Origin of the sequence: Corynebacterium sp. HMSC061H03 (assembly GCF_001838215.1) — a bacterium.
GTDB classification, from domain to species: domain Bacteria; phylum Actinomycetota; class Actinomycetes; order Mycobacteriales; family Mycobacteriaceae; genus Corynebacterium; species Corynebacterium jeikeium_D.
Genome location: NZ_KV836050.1, coordinates 91,355 through 116,106, shown reverse-complemented (window position 1 = coordinate 116,106; position 24,752 = coordinate 91,355). Strand labels below are relative to the sequence as shown.

Sequence of the window (24,752 nt, the reverse complement as noted above, 5' to 3'; positions counted from 1 at the left end):
CCTCCGGTCGTGCGAACATGAACCGGAGGTCTCTCCTGCTTCTGCCGAAGTGGCAAAAGTGACGGCACCGGGATTGGATGTGCACAAAGCGAGTCTGTGCGTACAATCCGTGCTGACGATAACCGTCACGGGTTAGCGGAAAACATCCGCTTTTACCGGGGATACTCCCCTCCACGTGTGCCGACTATACACGCAATCAGAAACGGCGGTGAGGCTGGGTCCTCCTACGCCATAGACTGATTCGGATCAGCGTCGACTACGTTTACTTCTTCCTTAGGGGCATCCTCCGGATTTGCACCCTTTATCATCCACTTAATGGTTTCGAGCTCCTCTGGCTTGACCAGCACCTCACGTGCCTTAGAGCCCTCTGATGGTCCAACCACTCCGCGAGTTTCCATCAGATCCATAAGTCGACCAGCCTTGGCAAAGCCGACTCGCATCTTGCGCTGCAACATCGAGGTCGACCCGTGCTGTGCGGTGACCACCAGCTCGACTGCCTGAAGCAAATCTTCCAGGTCATCTCCGATATCGGGGTCAATGTTGCGCTCAGCCTCAGCGCTCTTATCCTCAGTGACGCCCTCGGTGTAATCCGGCTCGGCCTGTGCCTTAGCTGCATCGACTACGGCCTGAATCTCCTCGTCTGTGACGAAGGCACCCTGTAGTCGTCGCGGCTTGCCTGCGCCCTGTGGGATGAACAGGCCATCGCCCATACCAATGAGCTTTTCAGCGCCGCCCTGGTCAAGAATGACGCGGGAGTCCGTGAGTGACGAGGTAGCGAATGCCAGTCGCGATGGCACGTTCGTCTTAATCAAGCCGGTGACCACATCCACAGACGGACGCTGCGTAGCCAGCACCAAGTGGATACCGGCGGCACGGGCCTTCTGCGTGATGCGCACAATCGCGTCTTCGATATCGCGGGGTGCGGTCATCATCAGGTCTGCCAGCTCGTCGACGACACAGACAATGTACGGGTACGGACGGTACTCGCGTTCCGAGCCAAGTGGCGTCGTAATCTCACCGGACTTGACCTTCCGGTTGAAGTCCTTGATGTGACGGACGCGGGCGGCCTTCATGTCCATGTACCGCTGTTCCATCTCTTCAACCAGCCACTGCAGAGCCGCCGCGGCCTTCTTCGGCTGAGTGATGATTGGCGTAATCAGGTGAGGAATCCCCTCATATGGAGTCAGCTCGACCATCTTCGGGTCCACCAGAATCAGGCGGACATCCTCCGGGGTCGCGCGAGTCAGCAGCGAAACCAACATCGAGTTTACGAACGCGGACTTACCCGAACCGGTCGAACCGGCAACGAGAAGGTGCGGCATCTTCTGGATGGAGTGCGAGATAAACTCGCCTTCAATATCCTTACCGAGCCCAATCAGCATCGGGTCATCGTTCGCAACGGTTTTGGGCGCGTTGAGTACGTCGGCAAGCCGAACCATCTCACGGTCGTTGTTCGGTACCTCGATACCAACGGCTGACTTGCCCGGAATCGGAGTCAGTAGGCGGACATTGTCGGTCGCTACCGCGTAGGCAATGTTGGACTGGAGATTCGTGATCTTCGAGACCTTCACGCCCGGGCCAAGCTCGACCTCGTAGCGAGTCACCGTCGGACCGCGAGAGAAACCAGTCACCGCAGCGTCGACCTTGAATTCTGCGAATACCTCAGTGATTGCTTCAATCATGCGGTCGTTCGTCGCCGTACGCGTCTTGGGGCGCTCACCCGGGATCAACAAGTTAGTCGATGGCAGGTGGTAGTCAGACTCTGGCGTGCGTGCCGACGAAGCGGAAGTACCCTCGGCATCCTTTTCCAATTCAGACTTCGGAGTTGTGGCCGGAATCTTAGAGGCATCGATGCCAGAACGAGCGGCAATGGCGTCCATAGTGCGGCGCGTAGCCTCAGAAACCGCATCCCGCGAATCATCGACAGACGACTCGCTCTGCGGAGCACTCGCCAACGCTTGGGTCTCAGGCTGAACAGAGGACTGTTTCGAAGCTCGGGAAGCGGAAACACGATCGCGTTCGCTGTTGCCAGCTGTAGCAGCCTCCTGCGTCGGGTACTCGGAGTACTCGTCATACTCTTCGTCGGCGGCGTGGTAGTTCGTGCCCCCGACAGCCGGAATAGTCGATTCCGTTTCGGCGGTGTCCCGATGCACAGCATCCGACTGAGTTTCCTCCACGTACTCAGCTGCCGGAAACGCCGGCTCAACCGGGGAGACTCGGTTGGAGTGCTGTGCCCCATTCCGGACATCAAACACTATGGTCTTTGCCGAATCGTAGTCGACATCCTCAACCTGACGGGCAGGACGCGGAGCCTGTCGGGGCCTCTGCGGCTCTTCGTCCAAGAGATCGTAGAGGTTACCGTCAGCATCCGGTTCGTCGTAAGGCGCGGCTTCGGGTACGGGCATACGGCTATCCGCGCCACGGCGAGGCGCTCGGTAAGCCGAGCGATCGGTCGAACGCGACGATGAATGATTGGAGCGGCTGCTGCGACTTGGGCGACGCTCGATTAGCTGCGTCGGCTGGTCAAAGTCCTCATCGGCATATGCGGTATCAGCATCCCAGCTTGCCCGACGTTCCAGCATGTCATCGACATTGCCGTAGGGATCATCCGACTCCAGCTCCGAACCGGCACGACGTGAGGACCATTCGGAAAAGTTGAAGTACTCCTTAGTGGCATCGATAAGCTGACGCACCGTCGCACCAGAGAGCACCAGAGCACCGTAAAAAACAATGCCCAGCAACAAAACCACAGCGACCCACGAGGTAAATCCAGCTGCTAGCGGCGAACCAATATAACCACCGATTGCGCCACCAGCTGCTCGTCGCCCCTGCCAGTCCGCAGGTCGCCCCGAGCCGATATGCACAATTGCAAGCAGCCCCACCACAATCAGCGAAGCTCCAGTAATGGTAGGTGTCAGACGTTCACGGCGCGGCATAGCATCCAGCATCATTAATACGGAAACAACACCGAGCAGCACCGGAAGCACAAAAGCGCCGATACCAATGAGCGTGCGCACTGCCGTTTCAATAAACTCCCCCACTGGCCCTGCCAGGTGGAACCATGTCGAGCCAGCGAGCACAATTGCCAACGCCAGCACGAGTAGTGCCAGGCCGTCCTTCGACCCCGGTTCGCCCCCCTCATCGAAGTCTGCGTCGAACTCGTCAGCTGGCACGGAGGACGGTGCCGGCGGTTCAATTACATCGTCATAGCCGCTAGCTGCTTTACGACGCTTCCTACGGGGCTTCGTCGAAAAATCGGCGTCACTTTCGCGCCGCGACATATTCTCCTCTTCATTTCGCTTATTTTTGCGACCGCTTACACGCCGGGCAAGACCGGCCACGCCGCGGGCAGTTTCAGTCCAGGCGCTGGCCAAGCTATTGCCCACGAACGACATGGCGCTAGGAGTGCGCTCGAATTCCTCCGTGGCGCTGTGCACGGGGTATCGCCGCGTGGCATCTGTCTCCGCAGAGCGGGAAGATCCACGACGATTGTCAGTTCTGGTTCGGCTGGTCGCAGACATGACCATTACCTTACAGCTAACACCGGATCGTTTTCACATTAGTCACACGCGTGTCATTGTTTAACAGACGTGCTGTCGTGACCGTCCAGAACTGAGTACGTGATCTTAAAGACTGTTGCGCTTGATGCCCGATTCGTCGCCGTCGATGGCAACGCGCACCTCATCACGCCCATAGAGCCACAGCACCAGTTCCCCGACGCTACCGCGGATGGTCACAACCGGAGCGCCTTTAGCACTGTTGTCGATTAGGGTCACCGCAACTCCGTCGTCACGCATTAGCACCACGGTCGAGGTCGAACCGCGCAACATCATACGGCCGGCAGTAGTGACCAGACGCCACAGGTCCGAAACTCCGGAGGGTGGCAGCTGACGAACGGTCCAGCCTTCCTGGGCACGACGGACATCCTCGTGATGGACGAAGTTCTCCGCAGCGTTGACGTAGCGGTCTGCCCAGTTCATTGGATTCCATCGCGGAGCACCACTACCCCACTTCCCCACCACTTCGACGTAGGGCATTCGATTGACCTCAGCGGTAACAGAATCGAGGCGGTCCGAAAGCGCCTTGACGAACATCCCGCCAGCGGCATCCAGACGGTTTTCGCGAATGTACAGGTGGTTGGCAAGGTCCCGGGTCGTCCACCCCGCGCACAAGGTCGGTGCGTCGGGGCCGACGCTGAGCAGTAGATTAGCTAGGTCTTCACGTTCCCGTTCAGCAAAAGTCATAGCTCCAGCCTAGACCAGGCACCAAGAAGCCCGCATCCACACGGTTTTAGGTGGATGCGGGCTCTTACGCTAAAAGACGCTCTAGAAACCTAGATGCTTTCGCGCGACTCCTTGATTTCCTCGTCGGTAACCTCTTCGGCTGCCTCCGAAGACATCGGCACGATGGTCGGAACAACCATCGGGCTGCGACGCCACTTCTGGTTAATGACACGCTCGGTGCGGCGACGAACTTCCTGAGCCATACGGTACGGGTTGTTCTCACCACTGCCGGCCAGATCAAAGAGAGTATCGTCAACGACCTGCTCGACGGTTTCGAGCACTTCCTTGGCGTCGTCCGAGTAACCGCGAGCCTGAGCCCGTGGCTTCTCCAACGGGCGGCCAGTGCGGTTATCGATGACGGCTGTGACGGTAATAAGACCACCTTCACGCATTTCAGCGCGGTCTGCCAGCACGTCAGCGTCGACGTCACCCATTGTGACGCCATCGACGTAGAGGTTACCGACCGGAACCTGACCAACTACACGTGCGCGGCCGTCAACGAGGTCGACTACCACACCGTTCTGAGCCAGGACAACGTTTTCTGGCTTCACGCCAGTGGACACAGCCAGCTCCTTGTTGGCACGGAGGTGGCGCCATTCACCGTGAATCGGCATGACGTTCGACGGACGAGCTGCGTTGTAGAGGAATAGCAACTCGCCGGCAAAGCCGTGACCGGACGTGTGAACCTTCGCATCCTTGCCGGTGATAACCGTGGCACCAATTTGGGCCAGCATGTTGATAACGCCGAAGACTGCCTCTTCGTTCCCCGGTACCAGCGAAGAACTGAGGATAATCAGGTCGCCATCACGGACGGTAATCTGACGGTGCTCACGGCGCGCCATGCGAGACAGCGCAGCCATTGGCTCACCCTGCGTACCGGTAGTCACCAGCACGACCTTGTGGGGCGCCATGCGAGCGGCCTCGTTCATCTCCACAATGGTATTTTCCGGCGCAGTCAGCAGCCCCAATTCCTGCGCGATGCGCATGTTGCGAATCATAGAGCGACCGTTGAAGGCAACCTTGCGGCCAGCCTTAACGGCTGCGTCGATGACTGCCTGCACGCGGTAGACATTCGATGCGAAGGCCGCGACGATAACGCGCTGCTTGGCATCCATAATCAGGCGGCGCAGAGTTGGAGCCAACTCCGCCTCGGATCCCGAGAAGCCCGGAATCGTAGCGTTGGTGGACTCACACAGGAAGAGGTCGATTCCCTCATCACCGTAGCGGCTCAGCGCCGGCAGGTCAGTCGGCTTTCCGTCCGGCGGAGTCTGATCCATCTTCACGTCACCGGTGTGGACGACCATGCCGGCTCCGGTCTTAATGACGATGCCAAGGCACTCCGGAATCGAGTGGTTGACATTGAAGAAACGCAGATCGAACGGACCACGCTGAATGTGGCTGGTGTCGTTGACCTCGATGACCTTAGGGCGCTGACGGTGCTCCTGTGTCTTGGCTTGAATCAGTGCCAAGGTAAAGCGAGAAGCAATAATCGGGATGTCCGCGCGCTGCTTGAGCAACCAAGGGATAGCACCGATGTGGTCCTCGTGACCGTGAGTGACCACAAGAGCTTCCACGCGATCCCACTTGTCTTCCATGTAGGAGAAGTCAGGCAGAATCAGGTCAACACCCGGCTCATCCGAGCTCGGGAACAGCACGCCACAGTCGACGATAATCAGGCGGTTCTTGTACTCCAACACGGTCATATTGCGACCGATTTCGGAAATACCGCCCAGTGCAACCACGCGCAGGCCGTCCTTGGGGGCCTTCGGCGGTGCAGGAAGACGCTGGGTCAAGTCTGCACCCTGCATCGACTGGACTACGTTACGACGGTTGCCACCGCGTCCGCCACGGCCGCCCCGTGAATTATTTCCGCGGTTACCTCCACGGCCGCCGCGACCACCGCGGGAACCGCGGTTGGAAGAATTCGACGAACCTTGGGACTTCTTAGCGTTACCGGAGTTCTTACGCTCACCGGAACGCTGCGAGGACTTCGAGCCGTTGGAATTAGCTCCACCCTTGTCGGAGCCCTTGGATGCAGAGTTATTGGACTGCTCTGCTGCAGCCACGTCGGACTCGGAAGGCGGACCAGCCTTACGAGTTACCTTGCGGGCGCGATTGCGTCCTTCAGCCACTACAGAACACCTGCCTTCCGCATAGCTTCTTCAAGCACCTCAAGCTGCTGGTCATTTGCTGCGATTTGCGGCAAGCGTGGATCTCCTATCTCAATGCCCTGCAGACGCAGAGCGGACTTAGCAAAACTTACACCGCCAAGTGCAGCCTGAGCGGCAAACAGCGGAGTCATCTTCGCGTGGGCTGCCTGCGCACCAGCAAGGTCCCCCTTGTCAAAGCAAGAGCGCACCTCAGCCAGCAGCTGCGGGGCCGCATGTCCAATAACGGAAATGAACCCGGTGGCGCCAATCGACAGCCACGGGAGGTTCAGCACATCGTCACCGGAGTACCACGCCAAATCAGTATTAGCGATAATGCCGGCGGCAGCTCCCAAGTCCCCCTTGGCGTCCTTAACAGCCTGGATTCTCGGGTGCTCCGCCAACCGGTAAATGGTATCAACTTCAATCGGAATAACCGAACGCGGCGGAATGTCATACAGACACACCGGCGCCTCGGTTGCGTCAGCCACTGCCGTAAAGTGACGGTACAGCCCCTCCTGGGACGGCTTGGAGTAATACGGCGTGACGACGAGCAGCGCATCCGCGCCCGCCTCCACTGAAGCCTTTGCCAGCTCGATGGACCCGGCCGTGTCATTGGTGCCGGCACCGGCCACGAGCTTGACCTCGTCGCTCATCTCTGCGCGAACAGCTCGGAGAAGCTCGAGCTTTTCCTCAACCGTCGTAGTAGGCGACTCGCCGGTAGTACCGGCCAGAATGAGTGCATCGCAGCCACCGTCTACAAGATGACCAGCGAGCTGCACACCCGCCTTGACATCAAGGTTTCCGTCCTTATCAAAAGGGGTCACCATAGCTACGGCGACGGTGCCGAAAATGTCAGCACCGCGAGTTGACGCAATTCCTGTGCTCATTGTTGACTACCTTTTCTTAAAAATCTCAATCGACTATATCTTCACACTGTACGTGCGATTACCCCTCGAAGGCGTAAGGACTCGACGCGACGACCGACCCATCCTTCAGAGTGTTAATCTCAAAATCCCCAAAAGCAACAGGAGCGCAGCGCTGCAGCTCCCGCAGGCAAGCCACTGCCAACTCCCGAATTTCAGCATCGGCATGCTCAGTCGCACGCATCGAAATGAAGTGGCGCCAGGAACGGAAATTACCAGTAACCACGATTCGAGTTTCGGTGGCATTGGGCAAAACCGCCCGGGCTGCCTGGCGTGCCTGCTTACGCCGCAAGATAGCGTTGGGCTCGTCGGCCCACTTCTCTTCCAGTGCGTCTAATAACTCACCATAGGCGAAACGGGACTGATCAACCGCGCTTTCGAAAACTCGCAACAGATCCGGATCCTCCGCAATCGCGGGAGGAACCACAACATTGTTGGAACTGGCCGGCACAAACCGCTGCGACAACTGCGAGAAGGAAAAGTGACGGTGCCGTGTGAGTTCATGTGCACACGAGCGCGACAGGCCACGGACATAGATGCTTGCACTTGCGTGTTCAAAAAGTGAGGTGTGGCCCACCTCGAGCACATGTCGCAGATATCCCCTATTAGTCGCAGTTCGCGGATTGGGCTTGTCCCACGTTTCATAACAAGCCCGGCCAGAGAATTCAATCAATGCTTCCCCACCATCGGCATCGGTATCAAAGGCGATGTCCTCTGGCGGGAAGAAATTGGTCGCAGCGATTAGCTGCGCCTTGAGAGTGACATTTTCAGACATTTTTAGTTAACTCCCGGCCATTAAAGCCCCAGGAACGGCTCCAGCCCCACAGTCAGGCCCGGAAAATCCTCAATCTTGCGCACACCCAGCAGAACGCCTGGTACGAAGCTGGTGCGCGAGTAGGAGTCCTGCTTGATGGTGAGCGACTGCCCTTCTGCACCGAAGATAACGGTCTCGTGAGCCACCGAACCGGTCATACGGATTGCGTGCACCGGAATGCCCTCGACCTCAGCACCGCGAGCACCATCCAGAGTTTGCTCAGTGGCGTCCGGCTGCTCCCCCATGCCGGCTTCCTTGCGAGCACGAGCAATAGCCTCGGCAGTGTGGATAGCGGTGCCCGAGGGGGCATCCTTCTTAAAAGGGTGGTGCATTTCGATAACTTCAGCGGAATCGAAGTACGGAGCGGCTAGCTCTGCCATCTTCATGGTCAGCACCGCGGAGATTGCGAAGTTCGGTGCAATAAGGACATTGGCATCGCCGTCGGCGTCGTCAAGCCAGCGCTGCACCTGATCGAGGCGCTCCTTGGTAAAGCCCGTGGTACCCACGACGGCGTTGATGCCATTCTTAATACAGAACTCAAGATTGCCCATCACAGCGTCGGGCTGAGTAAAGTCAACAATGGTCTGTACACCAGCGGTGACAAGTTCATTCAGGTCATCGCCAGAGTCGAGACCCGCTGCCAGCTCCAAATCGTCGGCGGCTTCAACTGCCTCGCAGATGGTGGACCCTACCTTGCCCTTGGCGCCAAGCACGCCGACCTTGATATTGCTCACAGCTCTTGTCCTTTCCCAACGGGTTTATCTTTCTCCCTTACCTTAGAATGTGTTGGGCAACTTGTGTGCCAATGCCCCCGTCAGCTTTGCCGTTTTGCCGGCTTACGACGGGATTTTTCTTGCGCTAAGATTCAATATCTTCGATAATTACCTGTTTCTGTACCGATATATAGAAAGAGACTTCTCTTGGTTTCTGAATCCGAGGATTCCGAATTGAGCCGAATTTCGGAAGTAGCACAGGCCAAAGCGCCGAAAAACGCTTACATGGCCATTTACGTGCTACTAGCAGCGGCATTCATGGCTATCTTGAACGAGACGGTCATGAGCGTCGCAATTCCCGTCGTCAAGGCGGACCTTAACATCAGCGCAGCAACTGCCGGATGGCTGACAACGTCGTTCCTACTGACCATGGCAGTTGTCATTCCGGTTACCGGATTTCTCATTTCCGCAGTGCCGTTCCGTATTCTTTTCGCGGTCAGTCAAGGGCTATTCGTCGTGGGCACTCTCATCGGCGCCTTTGCGCCAAACTTCGCGATTGTTCTGCTCGCACGCGTTGTTCAAGCGTCCGGCACCGCAGTGCTGCTACCACTACTGATGACGACAGTGCTCAATGTGGTACCGGAACATGAGCGTGGTCGCATGATGGGACGCATGAGCGTAGTTATCGCCGTCGCACCTGCTATCGGCCCAACTGTCTCCGGTCTAATTCTGGAGATTGCAAACAACAATTGGCATGCGCTCTTCGACACAATGCTGCCGCTCGGCCTAATTGTTCTGGTAGTGGGTGTGATTCTCGTTCCCAATATTGAGGAAAACTCCTCGAAGCCAATTGATATCCCCTCGGTGTTCCTCAGCGCCGGCGCGTTCGGTCCGCTGGTGTACGCGCTGAGCCGCGTAGGCGCAGAATTTTCGCTTATCGACGGAATCCTGTGCGCAGTCGGCATCGTGTTGTTGGTGATCTTCATCATGCGCCAGCGCCGTTTGGCACCTCACAACCGAGCTCTGCTGGATCTTCGAACCTTCCGCACAAAGAGCTTTAGGCTATCCACAATCATTCTGACCATTGGCTTCATGCTGATGTTCGGCGTGATCATCATTTTGCCGCTCTACCTCAACCTGCGGGGTGTGGACGTCAAGACTATTGGTTTGATTGTGATGCCTGGTCCACTGGTTATGGGCCTGATGGGACCGGCTGTCGGCCGGCTCTTTGACAGCTATGGTCCGCGCCCACTGGCAATTCCCGGCTCCATTGTCCTTGCCCTCGGTCTTTTCGGGCTCGGATTCATCTCGGCATCGACTCCGCTGTGGTGGATCGTCGCCTGCCACATCGTCCTTGAGATTGGCCTGGGACTGCTGTTTACTCCGCTGTTCACCTTCGGTCTTGGTGATCTTCCCAAGCGCCTCTACCCGGATGGCTCGGCAATCATGAACACGCTACAGCAGGTCGCCGGAGCTGTCGGTACTGCACTGTTTGTGGCACTGTCAGCTGTTATTGCCGCTGGCCTGTCCGACACTGGTGCGGCAGCTCCTGCAGCTGACAGCATTATTCGTGGCTATAGCATTGCCATGTTTACCGCCGCAGGATTTGCCGTGGTGCTAGTCTTCCTGACCACGCTGCTTAAGCCGCAGCGGAAGAAGATCGGGTTGCAGTAGCCGCCCCCGAGACCGGGAGTAATACCGCCTAAACTAGGCGGCTTGCTCCCGGCCCCGGATTTCCAACAAAAAACTCCGGTTCCGGCATTCCTCGGTTACGGAAGGCCGCCGCAACTGCATTCGCTGCAGCACCGACACGGTCGTGTGGCAGCAGCGCAATGGCACTGCCACCAAAGCCACCGCCAGTCATTCGGGCACCAAGCGCGCCCTGCTCAAGCGCTACGTCCACAGCAATATCCAGCTCTGGACACGAAACTTCGTAGTCATCCCTCAGCGAAAGATGGCTTGCCACCATCAAAGTGCCGAAGGCCTCGAAGTCCCCCTCGGAAAGCGTTTCAATCGCCTGTGCCGTCCGGTCAATTTCGGTAACAACGTGACGCACTCGGCGCGCCACGGTATCAACCCACTGTTCCCTATCTGCCTCAGCTGGGACGTTCTCTTTCGCCCAATTGATAGCAGCACCAACTGCATCATCCAGACCGCGGAAATCAGATACCCCGAGACCAGCTAACACGGCATCGATGACTCCGCGACGCGTCGCATACTGACCAGCCGAGAGACTATGTCGAACGTTGGTGTTGATCACCAGAACTTCTAGCCCCTCGTCAGCGAAGGCGGCCTGTACAAGCTGGTCAGAATTCTTCGCAAAATCAATGGCCAGCGCGTGATTTTCCTTGCCCTTGATGGAAATACGCTGATCCAGACCGCCGGTAGAGGCACCCACTACCTCATTTTCAGCGCGGATAGCCGCCTCAACGATTCCCTGCTGCTCTTCATCGTTTGGTGCACGCCCGTGGACGACCTCAAAGGCTGCAACGCCGACAGAACACTCCAGAGCGGCGGAGCTGGACAGCCCGGAGCCGACCGGAACATCGGAGGAAATCGCAATGTCAAGGCTTGGACAATCTGCAGGCAACAGCCCTGCCTCACACATAGCCCAGATAGTGCCGACTGCGTATCCTGTCCAATTTGCAGGAGAGTTCGGACCGACATCGGACATTGCGATAGCTACCGGCTTGTCACCGTCTGCGGCGTCGTCCTTGTCCATCAAGTCTGAAACAACTCGCACTGTCCACGAACCGCTGTCAGTCTGAGCGCTCACCGCGGCGAAAGTATTCTGTGCCAACGCGAATGGCAGACAGATACCCCCAGCGTAATCGACATGTTCGCCAATTAAATTGACCCTGCCTGGGGCACGAAAGACCCCCTGTGGTTCAGAACCGAAACTGTGGCGGAATTGCTCAGTTACATCAGATACGGCCTGCTTATGGGGGCGAGTGGGCAGCCAGCGAGTCTGCCCAATTTCCCGGAAACGGTCAGCGATTGCCTCTGGGGTCGTATCCGAAATCCAGGCTCCTTGCCCGGACTCTGAACCCGCAAGGAACTTCATGCGTCCTGCAGAGCGCATCATAGAATAGAGCTGCAAGTGGAGGCGCCCAAACTGGTGATCCTCACCGACCGGTGCTTGGTTCCATGCTGCGATGTACGGCGTCTTGTCAATGCCAGGGAAGAATCGGTCAATACGTCGCAGCAGGTCAAGATACATTGCTGTCAGTTCGTCCTTCTCCGCATCGGTCAGCTCCTGAAAATCACCGACAGCGCGGTTAGCCATAATCATGACTTCGACTGGCCACTTAGCTGCAGCTGGGACAAATGCGGTGAAGTACTCCCCTTCTGCGATGATTCGTCGACCGGAAGCCTTCTCGGCCTCCAGTACATCTTCAAAGAGGTCACGACCGGTGGTTTCGAAGTGGGCTTTCGCGCGGGCGACAATGGCTGCCGCACGTGGCGGCAGATATGGGTACGAGTATATCTGCCCATGAGGATGCTGCAGCGTTACCCCAATTTCCTTGCCCCTATTTTCAAAGGGGAATACCAACCGCACACCTTCGAGCTTGCTGAGTTCCGCAGTGCGGTGCGCCCACGCTTCAATAACGGTGCGAGCACGAGTGAAAGTCAGATCCCGGAAGGAGTCCGAAACATTCGGGGTAAAGCAGACAACCTCACACCGGGCCAAGGCCGGCTTCCGTGGGAAAATCTCGGCGCCGTCGACAGTCTGGGCAAAATCATCCGGAACTTCCATGTGCATGGAAAGCGATGGGAAGCGGTTTTCAAAAACCACCACGTCGTAGTCGCTGGCAGGCACCTCTGTGGGAAGTTGTCCCGGCAGCGTCGGGGCCAGTGGGTTCTCACCAGCAGGAGGCATAAAGGTGCGGTTCATGCGGTGCGCCGCGTAGCAATACCAATCACCCGTCAGCGGATCTTGGCGCAGCTCAGACTCCGTAATCGCCTGTGGCAAATCACGTTCGTCGGTTAACTTTCGGGTCTTTTTGCCCGAGACATAGTCCGGTTCATCGTCGAAGTAGATTAGCTCGCGACCGTCGGCAAGCGTAGTGCGCGTTACCGAAAAAGCGTGAGAATGCTGGTCGTCGGTTGTCATTTTTCCTCCTTATGATTCTTCGACAACCGTTGGGCGCAATTTTGCCCAGGCATAGAAAACGATTGCAAAGAGGAGTAGGGCTATTCCGCTGTACAGGTTATACATCGGCTCTTTAGCAACATTGGTCTCCGGGTTGACCCCAGGGTCAAGAAACAGCCACGACAGCAGCAAAATGATGCCGTAGACACCAAGCAGCGCCCCAATGACGTTGCGGATGTCAAAGGCACCTGCCTTCCTTTTACCGGTGCTGACCGTCGCGTTTACAGTTGAATTGTTGTGTGTCCGTGACATGATCTCTCACTAGCTCCTATGCGAAAACGATGTTGAGGACTACGGCTATCACCAGGCACAAGATACCCAGCGGAACAGTTCGCTGTAACAATGGCAGCTCTGCCTCAGCAGCGTCTGTGAAGTGAGCCTTCGGGGTGACGGACTTGACGAAGCCCACCAGCTCCTCATCGGGTTTCGGCGTTGTCATGAGAGAAACGACCACGGCCACCACAATATCGACGACGAATGCCACGGAGGCGGCAGCGAACGCAGTGCCCTGCCCCGGCAGCTCAAAGATGGTTGCGCTTGCCGACGTGAACTCGGAGATGTACCAGTACAAAATCGCAGCGCCCGTTCCTGCAAGCAGAGACGTCCAACCTGCTGTCGGCGTCATGCGCTTCCAGAACATACCGATAAGGAAGGTGGCGAACAACGGTGCGTTGAAGAAACCGAATAGCGTCTGCAGGTAGTCCATGACGTTGCCGAAATTATCGGCAATCAGTGCGGTGAACACTGCGATGCCGGTCGCGCCAATGGTGGCGATACGACCAACCTTGAGGTAGTAATCGTCTGCTCGATTTTTGACGACGTAGGTCTGCCAAATGTCATAGCTAAAGACTGTGTTGAACGCGGAGATATTCGCTGCCATGCCTGCCATAAAGGCTGCTAGTAGCCCTGCGATAGCGATGCCCAGCAGTCCGTTGGGAAGCAAATCTCTCATTAGGTACAGAATTGCGTCGTTAGGCTTGGCGGTCTGATCCATGATGGGTGCGACGGTCGCGCCGGCGATCATGCCTGGCAGCACCACGATGAACGGAATGAACATCTTTGGAAACGCGCCGATAATTGGAGTCTTGCGTGCGGCCGACAGTGAATCGGCTGCCATGGATCGCTGAACCTCCACGAAGTTAGTTGTCCAATAGCCAAAGGACAGCACGAATCCCAAACCGAATACCAATCCGATGACTGAAACTACCGGGTTTTCAAAACCAGAAATATCCGTGCCCGGCCAGGTGTGGAAGTGCGATTCAGTGGCAACTTTTTCCTTCAGCCCCGACCATCCGCCGACGCTGTGCAGACCGATCAGGGTCAATGGCAATAGAGCTGCGACAATCACAAAGAACTGAAGTACCTCGTTGTAAATCGCTGCGGACAGTCCGCCCAACGTGATGTAGGACAGCACAATGACTGCAGCGACAACCAATGTCAGCCACAGTGGCCAGCCAAGTAGCGCATTGACCACTTTGGCCAGCAGCAAAAGGTTGATACCCGCGATGAGCAGCTGCGCGACGGCGAATGAAATCGCGTTGACAAGGTGCGCTCCGGGACCAAAACGACGCAGCATGAATTCTGGTACTGAGCGAACCTTGGAGCCATAGTAGAAGGGCATCATGACAATGCCCAGGAACACCATGGCGGGAACCGCACCAATCCAGAAATAGTGCATGGTCTGGAAACCGTATTCCACACCATTTGCGGACATACCGACGATTTCCACTGCGCCTAGGTTGGCTGAGACGAACGCCAACCCTGTCACCCAAGCCGGCAGTGAGCGCCCAGAGAGGAAGAAGTCAATGGAGCTGGACACTTTGGCTCGTGCAGCCCAGCCAATGCCGAGGACGAATAGGAAGTATAGGGCAACGATAGAGTAATCCACCCATGATGCCTCGAGACGTAGGGCTGATTGTGCCACTATCACGACGGTCTCCTCACAGTTAGGGAGCTTAAACGTATTCCAGAAATGCACGAATTGGGATTCCCGTTTCTTGGCACCTGGCTGGTGCACACCCAACAAAGGCAGTGAAAGTGGCTAGACCTACCGCGAAGTGTTGAGCCAGATTGCCACTCCCCAGAACAAAAGGAAGACCTATTCTTTTACATTCGTCCCCAAGTGTATTTTCGATTCTTAATTCCAGGTGAATTAATTAAGAAATTTTTAACCCGATTGAGGGGGCTGCACTCTTCTGCGCTGGGAGAACTATTTTCCGCCCGTCGCCGCGCGCAGCCCCATGGCAAGAGTTGTTGTCCCTCCAGCCTCAAGCCGCAGCAAACCGGTACCGGAGCGTAGCGCATCCGGCGGACATGTCATTGGTTCCACCGCAATCGCATTCCCGTGCCCAGGAAATCCTTCTCGTCGTCCAGCGTCGGCAACATAGACCTGGAAGAACCGGAATTCATCATCGGCCCAGAGCACAGCACCCTGGCCATTTGGTCCAACCAAATGCGCTTCACGACGGCGCGGTGAGTCACTCTCCACTGTTTCCTCTGCAGCAAAGAAGCAGTGGTCCAGCCACAGTCCATCCAGCGATACCCCCTCTCGAAGGCTAGGAACCACTGTCTCCGCTGGCACCGCTGGGCCGGCGGGCAAGTTTCGAATTGGCTCCAGTGGCAAGTTTTTATCAACGGGCAACCGCATTGTGCAACTGCCGAAATCAGCGCCCAACGCGTTTAAATAGGGATGCCAGCCCAGACCAAATGGGCACTCCCTATCGCTGCGATTATGCACTGTGAACTCTGCCGATAGGCCATCTGCAGCCGTGACCTGCCAGCGCACGGTCATACCGAGTTCCCAAGGCCAGCCCGGCTGCGGCTCAACTTCCACATGCAAGGTGACGCTACTTTCATCAGCGTCGACCACAGACCAGACGCGATCTGCAACAAACCCGTGAATAGCATTCGCCCGCGACGGCTCCGATATGTCTAGCCGGTGGACTTCCCCATCGAAGATAAACACTCCGTCAGCGACCCTGTTCGGCCACGGAGCCAGCAGCGTACCTGCGGACAACGGTGGATTGAATCCTTTGGGATAATCAGTCAGCAGTGGCAGGCCACAGTACTCCAGTGATCTCGGGCCACCACCGAACTGGGAAATACTTGCGACATAGTCACCGGCGGCAATGTCGATGAATTCATGATCGTGCGCGATAAGTTGCATGCGCAAATCACCTTTCACGTGGGTTCGAAAATTAATCCCTTCGAAACCCGAGATTAACCCAAAACAAAAGCGCGGTTAGGTCAATTTGTGACCTAACCGCGCCTTCGCTAATCGCGTTGTCGGAGGCTACATACAGTACAACCTCCGCCGCCAAGCGTTAGTTGTCTTCGACCGGAACCAGCGAGATCTTGCCGCGGTTGTCGATATCAGCGATTTCGACCTGAATCTTGTCACCGACGTTGATGACATCCTCGACCTTCTCGATGCGCTTGTCGCCACCGAGCTTGGAGATGTGAATCAGACCGTCACGGCCCGGGGTCAGGGAGACGAAAGCGCCGAAAGCGACAGTCTTCACAACAGTGCCCAGGTAGCGCTCGCCGACCTTCGGCAGCTGCGGGTTAGCAATCGCATTAATCTGCTCGATTGCAGCGTCCGCGGCCTTACCGGAAGCAGCCGACACGAATACGGTGCCGTCGTCCTCGATAGAGATATCAGCACCGGTTTCCTCGGTAATGCCGTTGATGGTCTTGCCCTTCGGGCCGATGAGCTCACCGATCTTCGAAGCCGGAACCTTAACGGTGGTGATCTTCGGAGCGAGACCGCTCATCTCGTCCGGAGACTCGATGACCTCAGCCATAGTGGACAGGATGGCCAGACGTGCATCACGAGCCTGGGACAGGGCATCGGCCAGAACCTTCGACGGAATACCGTCGAGCTTGGTGTCCAACTGCAGTGCGGTAATGAAGTCCGCAGTACCAGCGACCTTGAAGTCCATGTCACCGAATGCGTCCTCGGCACCGAGGATATCGGTCAGTGCGACAAAGCGGTTCTCACCGTCAACCTCGCCGGAAACTAGCCCCATGGCGATACCGGCAACCGGGGCCTTCAGTGGCACACCGGCGTTGTACAGCGACAGAGTCGAAGCACAGACCGAGCCCATGGAGGTCGAACCATTGGATCCAAGAGCCTCGGAGACCTGGCGAATGGTGTACGGGAACTCCTCGCGGGACGGCACGACCGGCAGCAGAGCGCGCTCAGCCAGTGCTCCGTGACCAATCTCGCGGCGCTTCGGAGAGCCAACACGACCGGTCTCGCCGGTGGAGTACGGCGGGAAGTTGTAGTGGTGGATGTAGCGCTTGGAGGTAACCGGAGTCAGCGAGTCAATCTGCTGTTCCATCTTCAGCATGTCCAAAGTGGTGACACCCAGAATCTGAGTCTCGCCGCGCTCAAACAGCGAAGAGCCGTGGGCACGCGGAATCAGGCCAACCTCAACGCCCAGGTCACGAATGTCCGTGACGCCGCGACCATCGATGCGGAAGCCCTCAGCCAGAATCTTCTCACGGACAATCTGCTTCATCACTGCGTTGTATGCAGCGCGAATCTGCTTAGATGCAGCCTGCTCGTCGACCTCGTCGGAGACGAAGCGCTCCAGCAGCTGCCCCTCGACGTCCTCCATGTACTCGTTGGTGGCGTCATCGCGTTCCTGCTTACCCGGGATGGTGAGCAGCTTGGCCAGCTTCTTAGCAGACTTCTTCTCGACTGCATCAAAAATCTCATCGCTGTATGCCGGGAACAGCGGGAACTCCTGCGTTTCCTTCGCTGCGCGCTCAGCCAACCCCTTCTGTGCCTCACACAGAACCTTGATGTGCGGCTTTGCGGCCTCGAGGCCAGCGGCGACGATGTCCTCGGTCGGGGCCGGTGCACCGTCAGCAATACGCTTGACGACGGTCTCCCCCGCTCCGGCCTCCACCATCATGATGGCGACATCTTCGACGTTCTTACCACGACGCTTGCGGGTGACGATGCGGCCAGCGACGACCATCTCGAACAGAGCCTGCTCGTGCTGCTCCTCGGTCGGGAAAGCGACCCATGCACCCTCCGGGTGCTTGTCATCAGCAACAAGCGCGATGCGGACGCCACCGACAGCGCCGGAAACCGGCAGCCCGGAAAGCTGAGTTGCAGCTGACGCGCCGTTGATTGCGACGACGTCGTAGCGATCCTTCGGATCCCAGGACATGACGGTGACGACAACCTGTACCTCGTTGCGCAGGCCCTTGACGAAGGTCGGGCGCAGCGGACGGTCAATCAGACGACATGCCAGGATGGCGTCGGTGGACGGGCGGCCCTCACGGCGGAAGAACGAACCCGGAATCTTGCCCGCAGCGTACATACGCTCTTCAACGTCGACGGTCAGCGGGAAGAAGTCAAAGCCCTCGCGGGGCTGGTTGGAAGCGGTGACGGTGGACAGGAGCATGGTCTCCTCGTCCAGGTAGGTGGTCACCGAACCATCGGCCTGACGAGCCAGCTGACCCGTTTCAAAGCGAATGGTGCGGGTGCCGAAATCACCATTGTCGATGGTGGCAACGGCCTCGGTAATACCGAAATCCTCATCAAAGAAAAATTCAACAGCCTTGCTGTTGGCCATAGGTTTCTTACTCCTAGAAATAGCGGCGATCATCGATGTCGCCTGTAAAAGATCGAATGAACTTCGTTTGCGTCACGCATTCTACCAGCTAACGCAGAAAGTTCTCGTATTGGACGGATCGGAGATCTCTCACTGCCATCTGGGTTCTTGCACCTACGCGGGGTTCTAGGAGTTTGCGGAGCGGGGGCACTTATCGATGACTTCTCTTCACTCATCGATGGATTACCGTGTCTTGTCGACGAATTACCGTGTCTTATCGATGGTGCCCCGGCACTTATGCGCACGCTGTCGATCAGCCCCCTCCACATGTCGATGAGGTATTCACTTGTGGCCACGCTACAGCGCATCGATGAGTGAATACCACAACGACAAGTGACCAAAAAGACCCGCCGTGAGCTTCCATTCAATGGAAACCCAAACGGCGGGTCTAAAAGCTTGAAAGCCTTGAATTAACAGAGCAACTTACACCAATGAAGCTCTGACAAACAGGACCTCAAGGGAAACCTTAGCGGCGCAGACCCAGGCGCTCGATCAGCTTACGGTAGCGCTCAACGTCGTTGTCCTGCAGGTACTGCAGCAGGCCCTTGCGACGACCGACCAGCAGCAGCAGACCACGACGAGAGTGGTGATCGTGCTTGTGGAACTTCAGGTGCTCGGTCAGCTGACGAATACGTGCGGTCAGCAGTGCAACCTGAGCCTCCGGGGAACCGGTGTCGGTCTCGTGCAGGCCGAACTCCTTGAGAATCTCAGCCTTTTCTGCAGTGTTCAAAGCCATGTAAATCTAACTCCTTGAATCAAATTATGGTCGTTTTTTCAGTCCACATTCTCGGCTTTCCCGGAACCAAACAGCGTCTGGCAGCTGGTTCCTCGCAACTGCTTGTGGACCGCAGTTACAGCCGACGTTTTACTTTAACAGCTAATCAGTTTTAGCCAAAATGGCCTCGGTGTCTGCGACGTCCTGGTTCATCCGGTCAATGAGCTCCTCGACCGAGTCGAACTTCTCCATTCCGCGAATCCGGTCGACAAACTCAACCTGCCCGGCTGTGCCGTAGAGGTCCGCATGACGGTCAATCACGTAGGCCTCAACCGTTCGATCAGTGTCTCCAAAAGTCACGTTAGTGCCCACCGACACGGCTGCCGGGTAACGCACTCCAAACTCGATATCGCCCTTCGGATCCGGCTCCGGGCGGGCTGCCGTCGGCTGAGCCGTGAACCATGCCGCGTAGACACCATCAGCCGGGATGGCCAGGCCCTCAGCGAAGTCAATATTGGCGGTCGGAAAACCGAGCTGTGCTCCCCCACGCCCCTGACCTGGAATAACATCACCATCTACACGGTAGAAGTATCCGAGGCACGAGGCGGCTGCGGACACCGCGCCGTCGGCAAGCAGACCGCGAATACGTGTCGACGAAACGCGTTCAGTCGAGTCCGCGGCAGTGACATCGAGGAGGTCGACGATGGTGACGTCGACCCCACACTTACGGCCGTGCTCCGGCATAGTCTCGGCAGTACCTGCGGCCTTCTGCCCATAGGTGAAGTTCTGGCCAACGAAGACGGCCTGCGCATTCAGCTTGTCGCGGATAACGGTGCGGACAAAGTCTTCGGCGGGGATGCTAGAGAAGTTCTTGTCGAAAGGCACGACGAGCATGGCATCGACTCCCTCCGCCTCTGCCAGCTCGGCACGACGGGACACGGTGGACAGCGCCGGCGGCACCTTATCCGGGGCAAACAGCGCTACGGGGTTGGGGTCGAAAGTCATCAGTAGCGACTTCACGCCACGAGCACGAGCGTCACTGACCGCAGCAGCTATCAGGCGCTTATGTCCTAGATGAATACCATCGAACACTCCGATGGTTACGACCGTGTCCCCCAGGTCTTCGGGTGCATTGTCCAAGCCATACCAAATCTCCACAGAGAGCTAGTGTAACTGGTCACCGTTTAACACACCGCATATAGCGCAACATAGGATTGCGTCTATGACCGACTTCGATCCGATTGCAGACTCCGGCATTGTCATCGTGGACAAGCCCCAGGGCTGGACAAGCCACGATGTAGTGGGCAAACTCCGTCGAATCTTCCGCACTAAGAAGGTTGGCCACTCCGGCACCCTCGACCCAATGGCCACCGGTGTGCTCGTCCTCGGCATCGGCCGCGGTACACGTTTCCTACCGCATGTCCACGCTGACACGAAGTCCTACCAAGCGACGATTCGGCTCGGCGCCGCCACGCTTACCGACGACGCCGAAGGCGAGTTGCTCTCCGAATCGTCAGCGGCATCGGTGACCGATGAAATGGTTCGAGAGGAAATTGCGAAGTTCACCGGCACGATCATGCAAAAACCTGCGGCGGTATCCGCAGTGAAGATTGACGGTGTCCGCGCCTACGAGCGCATCCGCCGTGGCGAGAAGGTCGATATCCCAGCGCGCCCGGTGACAATCACCCGCTATGAGGTTCTGGACATCCGCCACGACTCCGATCCTTCCCGTCCCGGGGAGTGCATCGATATAGACGTGGAGGTCGACTGCTCTGCTGGCACTTTCATCCGCGCCTTAGCTCGTGACTTGGGGGATGCACTGGGTGTCGGTGGTCATCTCACCGCTCTGCGACGTACTACCGCCGGCGTTTTCACTATTGAAGAAGCATTGACTATCGACGAGCTCGCAGCGAAAGCCGAGCAGTTCGACACCGCCAATCCAGAAATTGCGGAGATGCGACGCCCAGTCCCGGAGCGCGCCGCTTCCCTGCTGCCGATGAGTCTGGACGAGGCCTGCCAGCGTTGCTTTGATACCCGCGAAATTACTGAACAGCAGGCGGCTGATTTGGCTCAGGGCAAGTGGCTGGAGCCAATCGGAATACCTGGAGTCTATGCGGCGGTGTCTCCAACGGGAAAGGTTCCGGCGCTGCTCACAGAATCTGGCAAACGGGCCAAGACGGTCTTCGTGGTACGCCCGGCCACGCTGTAACTACTTCTCAAGGCTTTTTAACACTGCTCGAGCCACACCGCGGTGACAACGACGCCTGCACCGCGAACCCAGAAGCCCTTTACTCCGCTGAAGGTATCGGGAATCTCACGGTGAAACGTTAGCTGTAAGGGGCCGCCTGCGAGTCCCCGGGAAAAACCTCGCGCTGCTATCCGTCTCTTCCTCGGTTGCACGGAAACTTCGTCGAAGTCTAGCCACTGCCCGACTATCGGCTCCCAGAGTTTGTACATTGATTCCTTGGCACTAAATTGCACCAGCGGGTCCAAGCGAGCTTCGTCAGTGCACAAGACTGCATCGATGATTCCTAACTCTAGAGTCTGCTCGACCTCGACATCGATGCCAATCCCCTGCAGCTGTTCAGCGCTCGCGGACACAGCTGCCACGGCCCCGTCGCAGTGGCTAATTGACCCCACGACTCCTCGCGGCCACAGCGGCGCTCCGGTGGTCGACATGCCAATCCCACCTGGGGCAGACTCTCCTAGCCGTTGCAACGTCTCATGTGCAGCGAGGCGCCCTCGGGTGAAATCACGGATTCGAGCAGGTGCTGCACTATCAGACAGCCTCAACTCAGCAGTACGGAGCTGCTGCAATTCCGCATCACTAAACGGACGCTCGGAATTGGAGTCAATAACCAGCCGGCTACCGGCGGGCAAATGCCTGGCCAAGTACTCCTGGACGTCGGCAAGCTCACTCATGCGCTGATGCCGTACCATTTCTCTCCACGGAAACGGGTAGCGACAAAGATGAGTCGCAGAATCATGAAGGCCAAGAGACCGCACCACACGCCGGTCAGCCCCCAGCCAAATGCCTGCGCCAGCCAGACCGGTGGGAGGAATCCGCACAGGACCGCGCTAACGGTGGCGTTACGGAGGAAGGCTGCGTCGCCGGCGCCGAGCAACACGCCATCGAGCGCGAAGACGACACCGCCGATAGGAATCATTGCGACAAGAATCCACCATGGTCCGGCGGTGACTGCGTCAATCACGCCTGTGGCGTCGGTAAAAATGCGGACGATGCTGGCATTACCCACTGCGAAGACAGCCGCTAGGCCGAGGGCAATGACGCTTGACCAGACAGTAACCCGCTTGCCAGTCCAGCGAGCAACGGCCGTGGAGCTACCTCCCAACGCTGCACCGACGAGCGTCTGTGCAGCAATCGCTAGCGAGTCGAGCACCAACGAGATCAGATTCCACAGTTGCAGCATGACCTGATGCCCACCGAGCGTGGTCGGCCCAACTCGGCCGGCAACCGCTGCGGCAGAGAGGAACGCTACCTGGAAGGACAAGGAGCGAACGATGAGATCGCGGCCAAGGACGAGCTGGCTTTTGATAATAGCGCCATTAGGGCGCATGGAGAGCTTGCGGTTAGAGCACTCTTTGATAAGACTGCGGAGGAACAGCCCGCCGGTAATCAATTCGCCGAAAAGAACGGCCATCGCAGAGCCCTCGAGTCCAAAGGCGCGGACCAGCGGCACAATCACAATAGCGGCCGGCACAAGGCCTGAGAGCACAAATAGCAGCGGCGTGCGGGTGTTTTGGATACCGCGCAACCAACCATTTCCAGCCTGCGCAATCAACGTCAGCGGAATGGCGAAGGCCGCAACTCGCAACCACTGCCCGGCATCATGAGCGACCTCCGGATGAGGAGCCAACCAACCGGTAAAAACCGGTGCTAGCCCCACGATGATGGCAAAGAGGCTAATGCCCACAAAGATGGCGACCCACGTCGCTTGCAGTCCCTCTTCGACCGCCTCGTCCACGTTGCCCCTGCCAAAGGCTCGCGCTGATCGGGCGGTCGTGCCGTAAGCCAAGAAAGTGAGCTGCGTAGTTACCACGGAAAATACCGTCGAACCAGCGGCAAGCGCCGCAAGCTGGACGGCTCCCAGCCGACCGATGACAGCCGTGTCCAGTAGCACATAGAGGGCGGGCGCGGCAAGAACGCCCAACGCTGGCAACGCCAGCGAAACGATTGCGCGAAGGCTGACATCTGACTTCGCACTGTGCCCGGTTCGCTCGATGCCAGTTTGCTCAATCTCAGTGCGCTCCTGAGTTTCTCGCGAGTCCGACAATCCCCTAGGCCTCGCTTGCGGCTCGGCGTGCCTGGGCTGCGACATCGCTGGTGTCCAGGATGGCCTGCAGCAGCTCTTCCTTGCTGCACTCGCGAGTCAGACCGGCGGCACGCTCGTGGCCACCGCCGCCGATTTCCAGGGCGACCTGGGAGACATCGACAAGCTCGCGAGAACGCAGCGAGACCGCCCACTGGCCTGGCTCATACTCCTTAAGTACAGCACAGACGTCGGCAGCATTAGTCGTACGCACAATGTCCACGACCGATTCAATCTCATCGTGGCCAACTTCGGCAGTCTGGTCGTGCTCAATAACGACGTGGATTAGGCCTGCGCCGTCGCCCCAGTCCGGCACCAATGTCGCGGTGGAAAGCACCTTGCCCAGGAACGGCAGGTAGGCAAACGGATGCTCTTCCAGCAGCTGTGCACCAATCGTGCGCGGATCGAGCCCCTTATCCAGCAAGCGCGCCGCTGCAGTGTGCATGCGAGAACGACCGAACTGGAACGACGCGGTATCCGTCAGCAGCCCTGCGTAGAGAGCATGAGCCATCGGCGTGGTCAGCTTGATACCCCAGACACCGAAGAAGTCCAGGAGCACCATAGTCGAAGACTCTGCGAGTTCATCAACCATGTTGACAGACCCAAAGCGAGTGTTGGTCGCGTGATGGTCAACATTGATAACGCGGTCGGAGGCCATCACGCGCTCTTCCAGCGCACCGAGGCGCCCCGGGCTTGCGCAATCGACAGTCACCCACGTGTCAATGTCTTCATCCAAGTCCGTGTACTCGACGAAGCGTTCCCATCCGGGGATGGTCAGCAGCGACTTGGCTGGCAAATCGCTCTCGCCATAGCTGGCGACAGCAGAAATGCCACGCTGTACAAGAGCCATGACCATCGCGGATGCGGCACCAATCGCATCCGCATCGGGGTGAACATGGGCAATGACGCCGACTTTCTTAGCGTCGGCAAGCATATCCTGCATCTGCTGAATCGGCTTGGACATGCGGCGATCAATCGCCTGGGAAAGCTGGTGAGCTGCCTGCTCCTGAGCCTGCGGAGAAGTGGTCACGTGGGTGCCC

At 57.7% G+C, this 24,752-nt stretch carries 18 protein-coding genes; 2 read left to right on the top strand and 16 right to left on the bottom strand.

All coding sequences use genetic code 11. The annotated features are described in order from the left end of the window. Positions 1–224: 224 nt before the first annotated feature. The 6 genes from HMPREF2787_RS01990 to dapB form a co-directional block, all read right to left on the bottom strand. Positions 225–3,521 (bottom strand): DNA translocase FtsK, encoded by a 3,297-nt coding sequence (locus HMPREF2787_RS01990; protein WP_070858278.1) that lies wholly within the window; start codon positions 3,519–3,521, stop codon positions 225–227. Positions 3,522–3,626: 105 nt separating this feature from the next. Beyond that, on the bottom strand, positions 3,627–4,244 hold the full coding sequence (locus tag HMPREF2787_RS01985) for a TIGR03085 family metal-binding protein (RefSeq protein ID WP_048733499.1): 618 nt from the start codon (positions 4,242–4,244) through the stop codon (positions 3,627–3,629). An 89-nt stretch (positions 4,245–4,333) separates the two neighbouring features. Continuing rightward, entirely contained in the window at positions 4,334–6,415 is a 2,082-nt protein-coding gene (locus tag HMPREF2787_RS01980; RefSeq protein ID WP_048733501.1) for a ribonuclease J, read from the bottom strand. Continuing rightward, positions 6,415–7,320, bottom strand: a complete 906-nt coding sequence (gene dapA / locus HMPREF2787_RS01975; RefSeq protein WP_048733503.1) for a 4-hydroxy-tetrahydrodipicolinate synthase — start codon at positions 7,318–7,320, stop codon at positions 6,415–6,417. Before dapA ends, HMPREF2787_RS01980 begins: the two co-directional genes overlap by 1 nt. A 58-nt stretch (positions 7,321–7,378) precedes the next feature. Continuing rightward, on the bottom strand, positions 7,379–8,131 hold the full coding sequence (thyX, locus tag HMPREF2787_RS01970) for an FAD-dependent thymidylate synthase (RefSeq protein WP_070858230.1): 753 nt from the start codon (positions 8,129–8,131) through the stop codon (positions 7,379–7,381). A gap of 20 nt (positions 8,132–8,151) precedes the next feature. Then, positions 8,152–8,904 (bottom strand): 4-hydroxy-tetrahydrodipicolinate reductase, encoded by a 753-nt coding sequence (gene dapB, locus HMPREF2787_RS01965; RefSeq protein WP_048733537.1) that lies wholly within the window; start codon positions 8,902–8,904, stop codon positions 8,152–8,154. 264 nt (positions 8,905–9,168) lie between these two features. On the opposite strand from dapB, the gene HMPREF2787_RS01960 reads away from it, so the two are divergent. Next, positions 9,169–10,557, top strand: a complete 1,389-nt coding sequence (locus HMPREF2787_RS01960; protein ID WP_246824148.1) for an MDR family MFS transporter — start codon at positions 9,169–9,171, stop codon at positions 10,555–10,557. Between the two features lie 28 nt (positions 10,558–10,585). Here the strand turns inward: HMPREF2787_RS01960 and galK are convergent, their stop codons facing one another. The 7 genes from galK to HMPREF2787_RS01925 all read right to left on the bottom strand — a co-directional run bounded on the left by galK (position 10,586) and on the right by HMPREF2787_RS01925 (position 20,539). Further along, positions 10,586–12,997 carry a galactokinase gene (gene galK / locus HMPREF2787_RS11405; protein ID WP_083326623.1) on the bottom strand — a complete coding sequence of 804 codons (2,412 nt, stop codon included), beginning with the start codon at positions 12,995–12,997 and terminating at the stop codon, positions 10,586–10,588. 9 nt (positions 12,998–13,006) lie between these two features. After that, positions 13,007–13,288 (bottom strand): cell wall anchor protein, encoded by a 282-nt coding sequence (locus HMPREF2787_RS01950; RefSeq protein WP_070858228.1) that lies wholly within the window; start codon positions 13,286–13,288, stop codon positions 13,007–13,009. A gap of 16 nt (positions 13,289–13,304) precedes the next feature. Further along, entirely contained in the window at positions 13,305–14,966 is a 1,662-nt protein-coding gene (locus tag HMPREF2787_RS01945; protein WP_210401184.1) for a sodium:solute symporter family protein, read from the bottom strand. Positions 14,967–15,245: 279 nt separating this feature from the next. Next, entirely contained in the window at positions 15,246–16,202 is a 957-nt protein-coding gene (locus HMPREF2787_RS01940) for an aldose 1-epimerase family protein (RefSeq protein WP_070858226.1), read from the bottom strand. A 157-nt stretch (positions 16,203–16,359) separates the two neighbouring features. Next, on the bottom strand, positions 16,360–18,627 hold the full coding sequence (locus tag HMPREF2787_RS01935) for a polyribonucleotide nucleotidyltransferase (RefSeq protein WP_070858225.1): 2,268 nt from the start codon (positions 18,625–18,627) through the stop codon (positions 16,360–16,362). A 505-nt stretch (positions 18,628–19,132) separates the two neighbouring features. Next, the gene (rpsO, locus tag HMPREF2787_RS01930) at positions 19,133–19,402 is read right to left on the bottom strand and encodes a 30S ribosomal protein S15 (protein WP_016422594.1); all 270 of its coding nucleotides are present in this window, start codon (positions 19,400–19,402) and stop codon (positions 19,133–19,135) included. Between the two features lie 141 nt (positions 19,403–19,543). Then, positions 19,544–20,539: a bifunctional riboflavin kinase/FAD synthetase gene (locus tag HMPREF2787_RS01925; RefSeq protein WP_070858224.1), complete on the bottom strand. Its 996-nt coding sequence runs from the start codon at positions 20,537–20,539 to the stop codon at positions 19,544–19,546. Between the two features lie 64 nt (positions 20,540–20,603). On the opposite strand from HMPREF2787_RS01925, the gene truB reads away from it, so the two are divergent. Beyond that, positions 20,604–21,590 (top strand): tRNA pseudouridine(55) synthase TruB, encoded by a 987-nt coding sequence (gene truB, locus HMPREF2787_RS01920; RefSeq protein WP_070858223.1) that lies wholly within the window; start codon positions 20,604–20,606, stop codon positions 21,588–21,590. Positions 21,591–21,607: 17 nt separating this feature from the next. On the opposite strand, the gene HMPREF2787_RS01915 is transcribed toward truB, so the two are convergent. Genes HMPREF2787_RS01915 through HMPREF2787_RS01905 form a run of 3 tightly spaced genes read right to left on the bottom strand, consistent with a single transcriptional unit; the run spans position 21,608 to position 24,742 of the window. Then, entirely contained in the window at positions 21,608–22,303 is a 696-nt protein-coding gene (locus HMPREF2787_RS01915) for a 4'-phosphopantetheinyl transferase family protein (RefSeq protein ID WP_246824146.1), read from the bottom strand. Further along, the gene (locus tag HMPREF2787_RS01910; RefSeq protein ID WP_083326622.1) at positions 22,300–23,676 is read right to left on the bottom strand and encodes an MATE family efflux transporter; all 1,377 of its coding nucleotides are present in this window, start codon (positions 23,674–23,676) and stop codon (positions 22,300–22,302) included. Before HMPREF2787_RS01910 ends, HMPREF2787_RS01915 begins: the two co-directional genes overlap by 4 nt. A 4-nt stretch (positions 23,677–23,680) precedes the next feature. Further along, complete coding sequence (locus tag HMPREF2787_RS01905) at positions 23,681–24,742, bottom strand: DHH family phosphoesterase (protein ID WP_070858221.1); 1,062 nt, start codon at positions 24,740–24,742, stop codon at positions 23,681–23,683. Between the last annotated feature and the right edge of the window lie 10 nt (positions 24,743–24,752).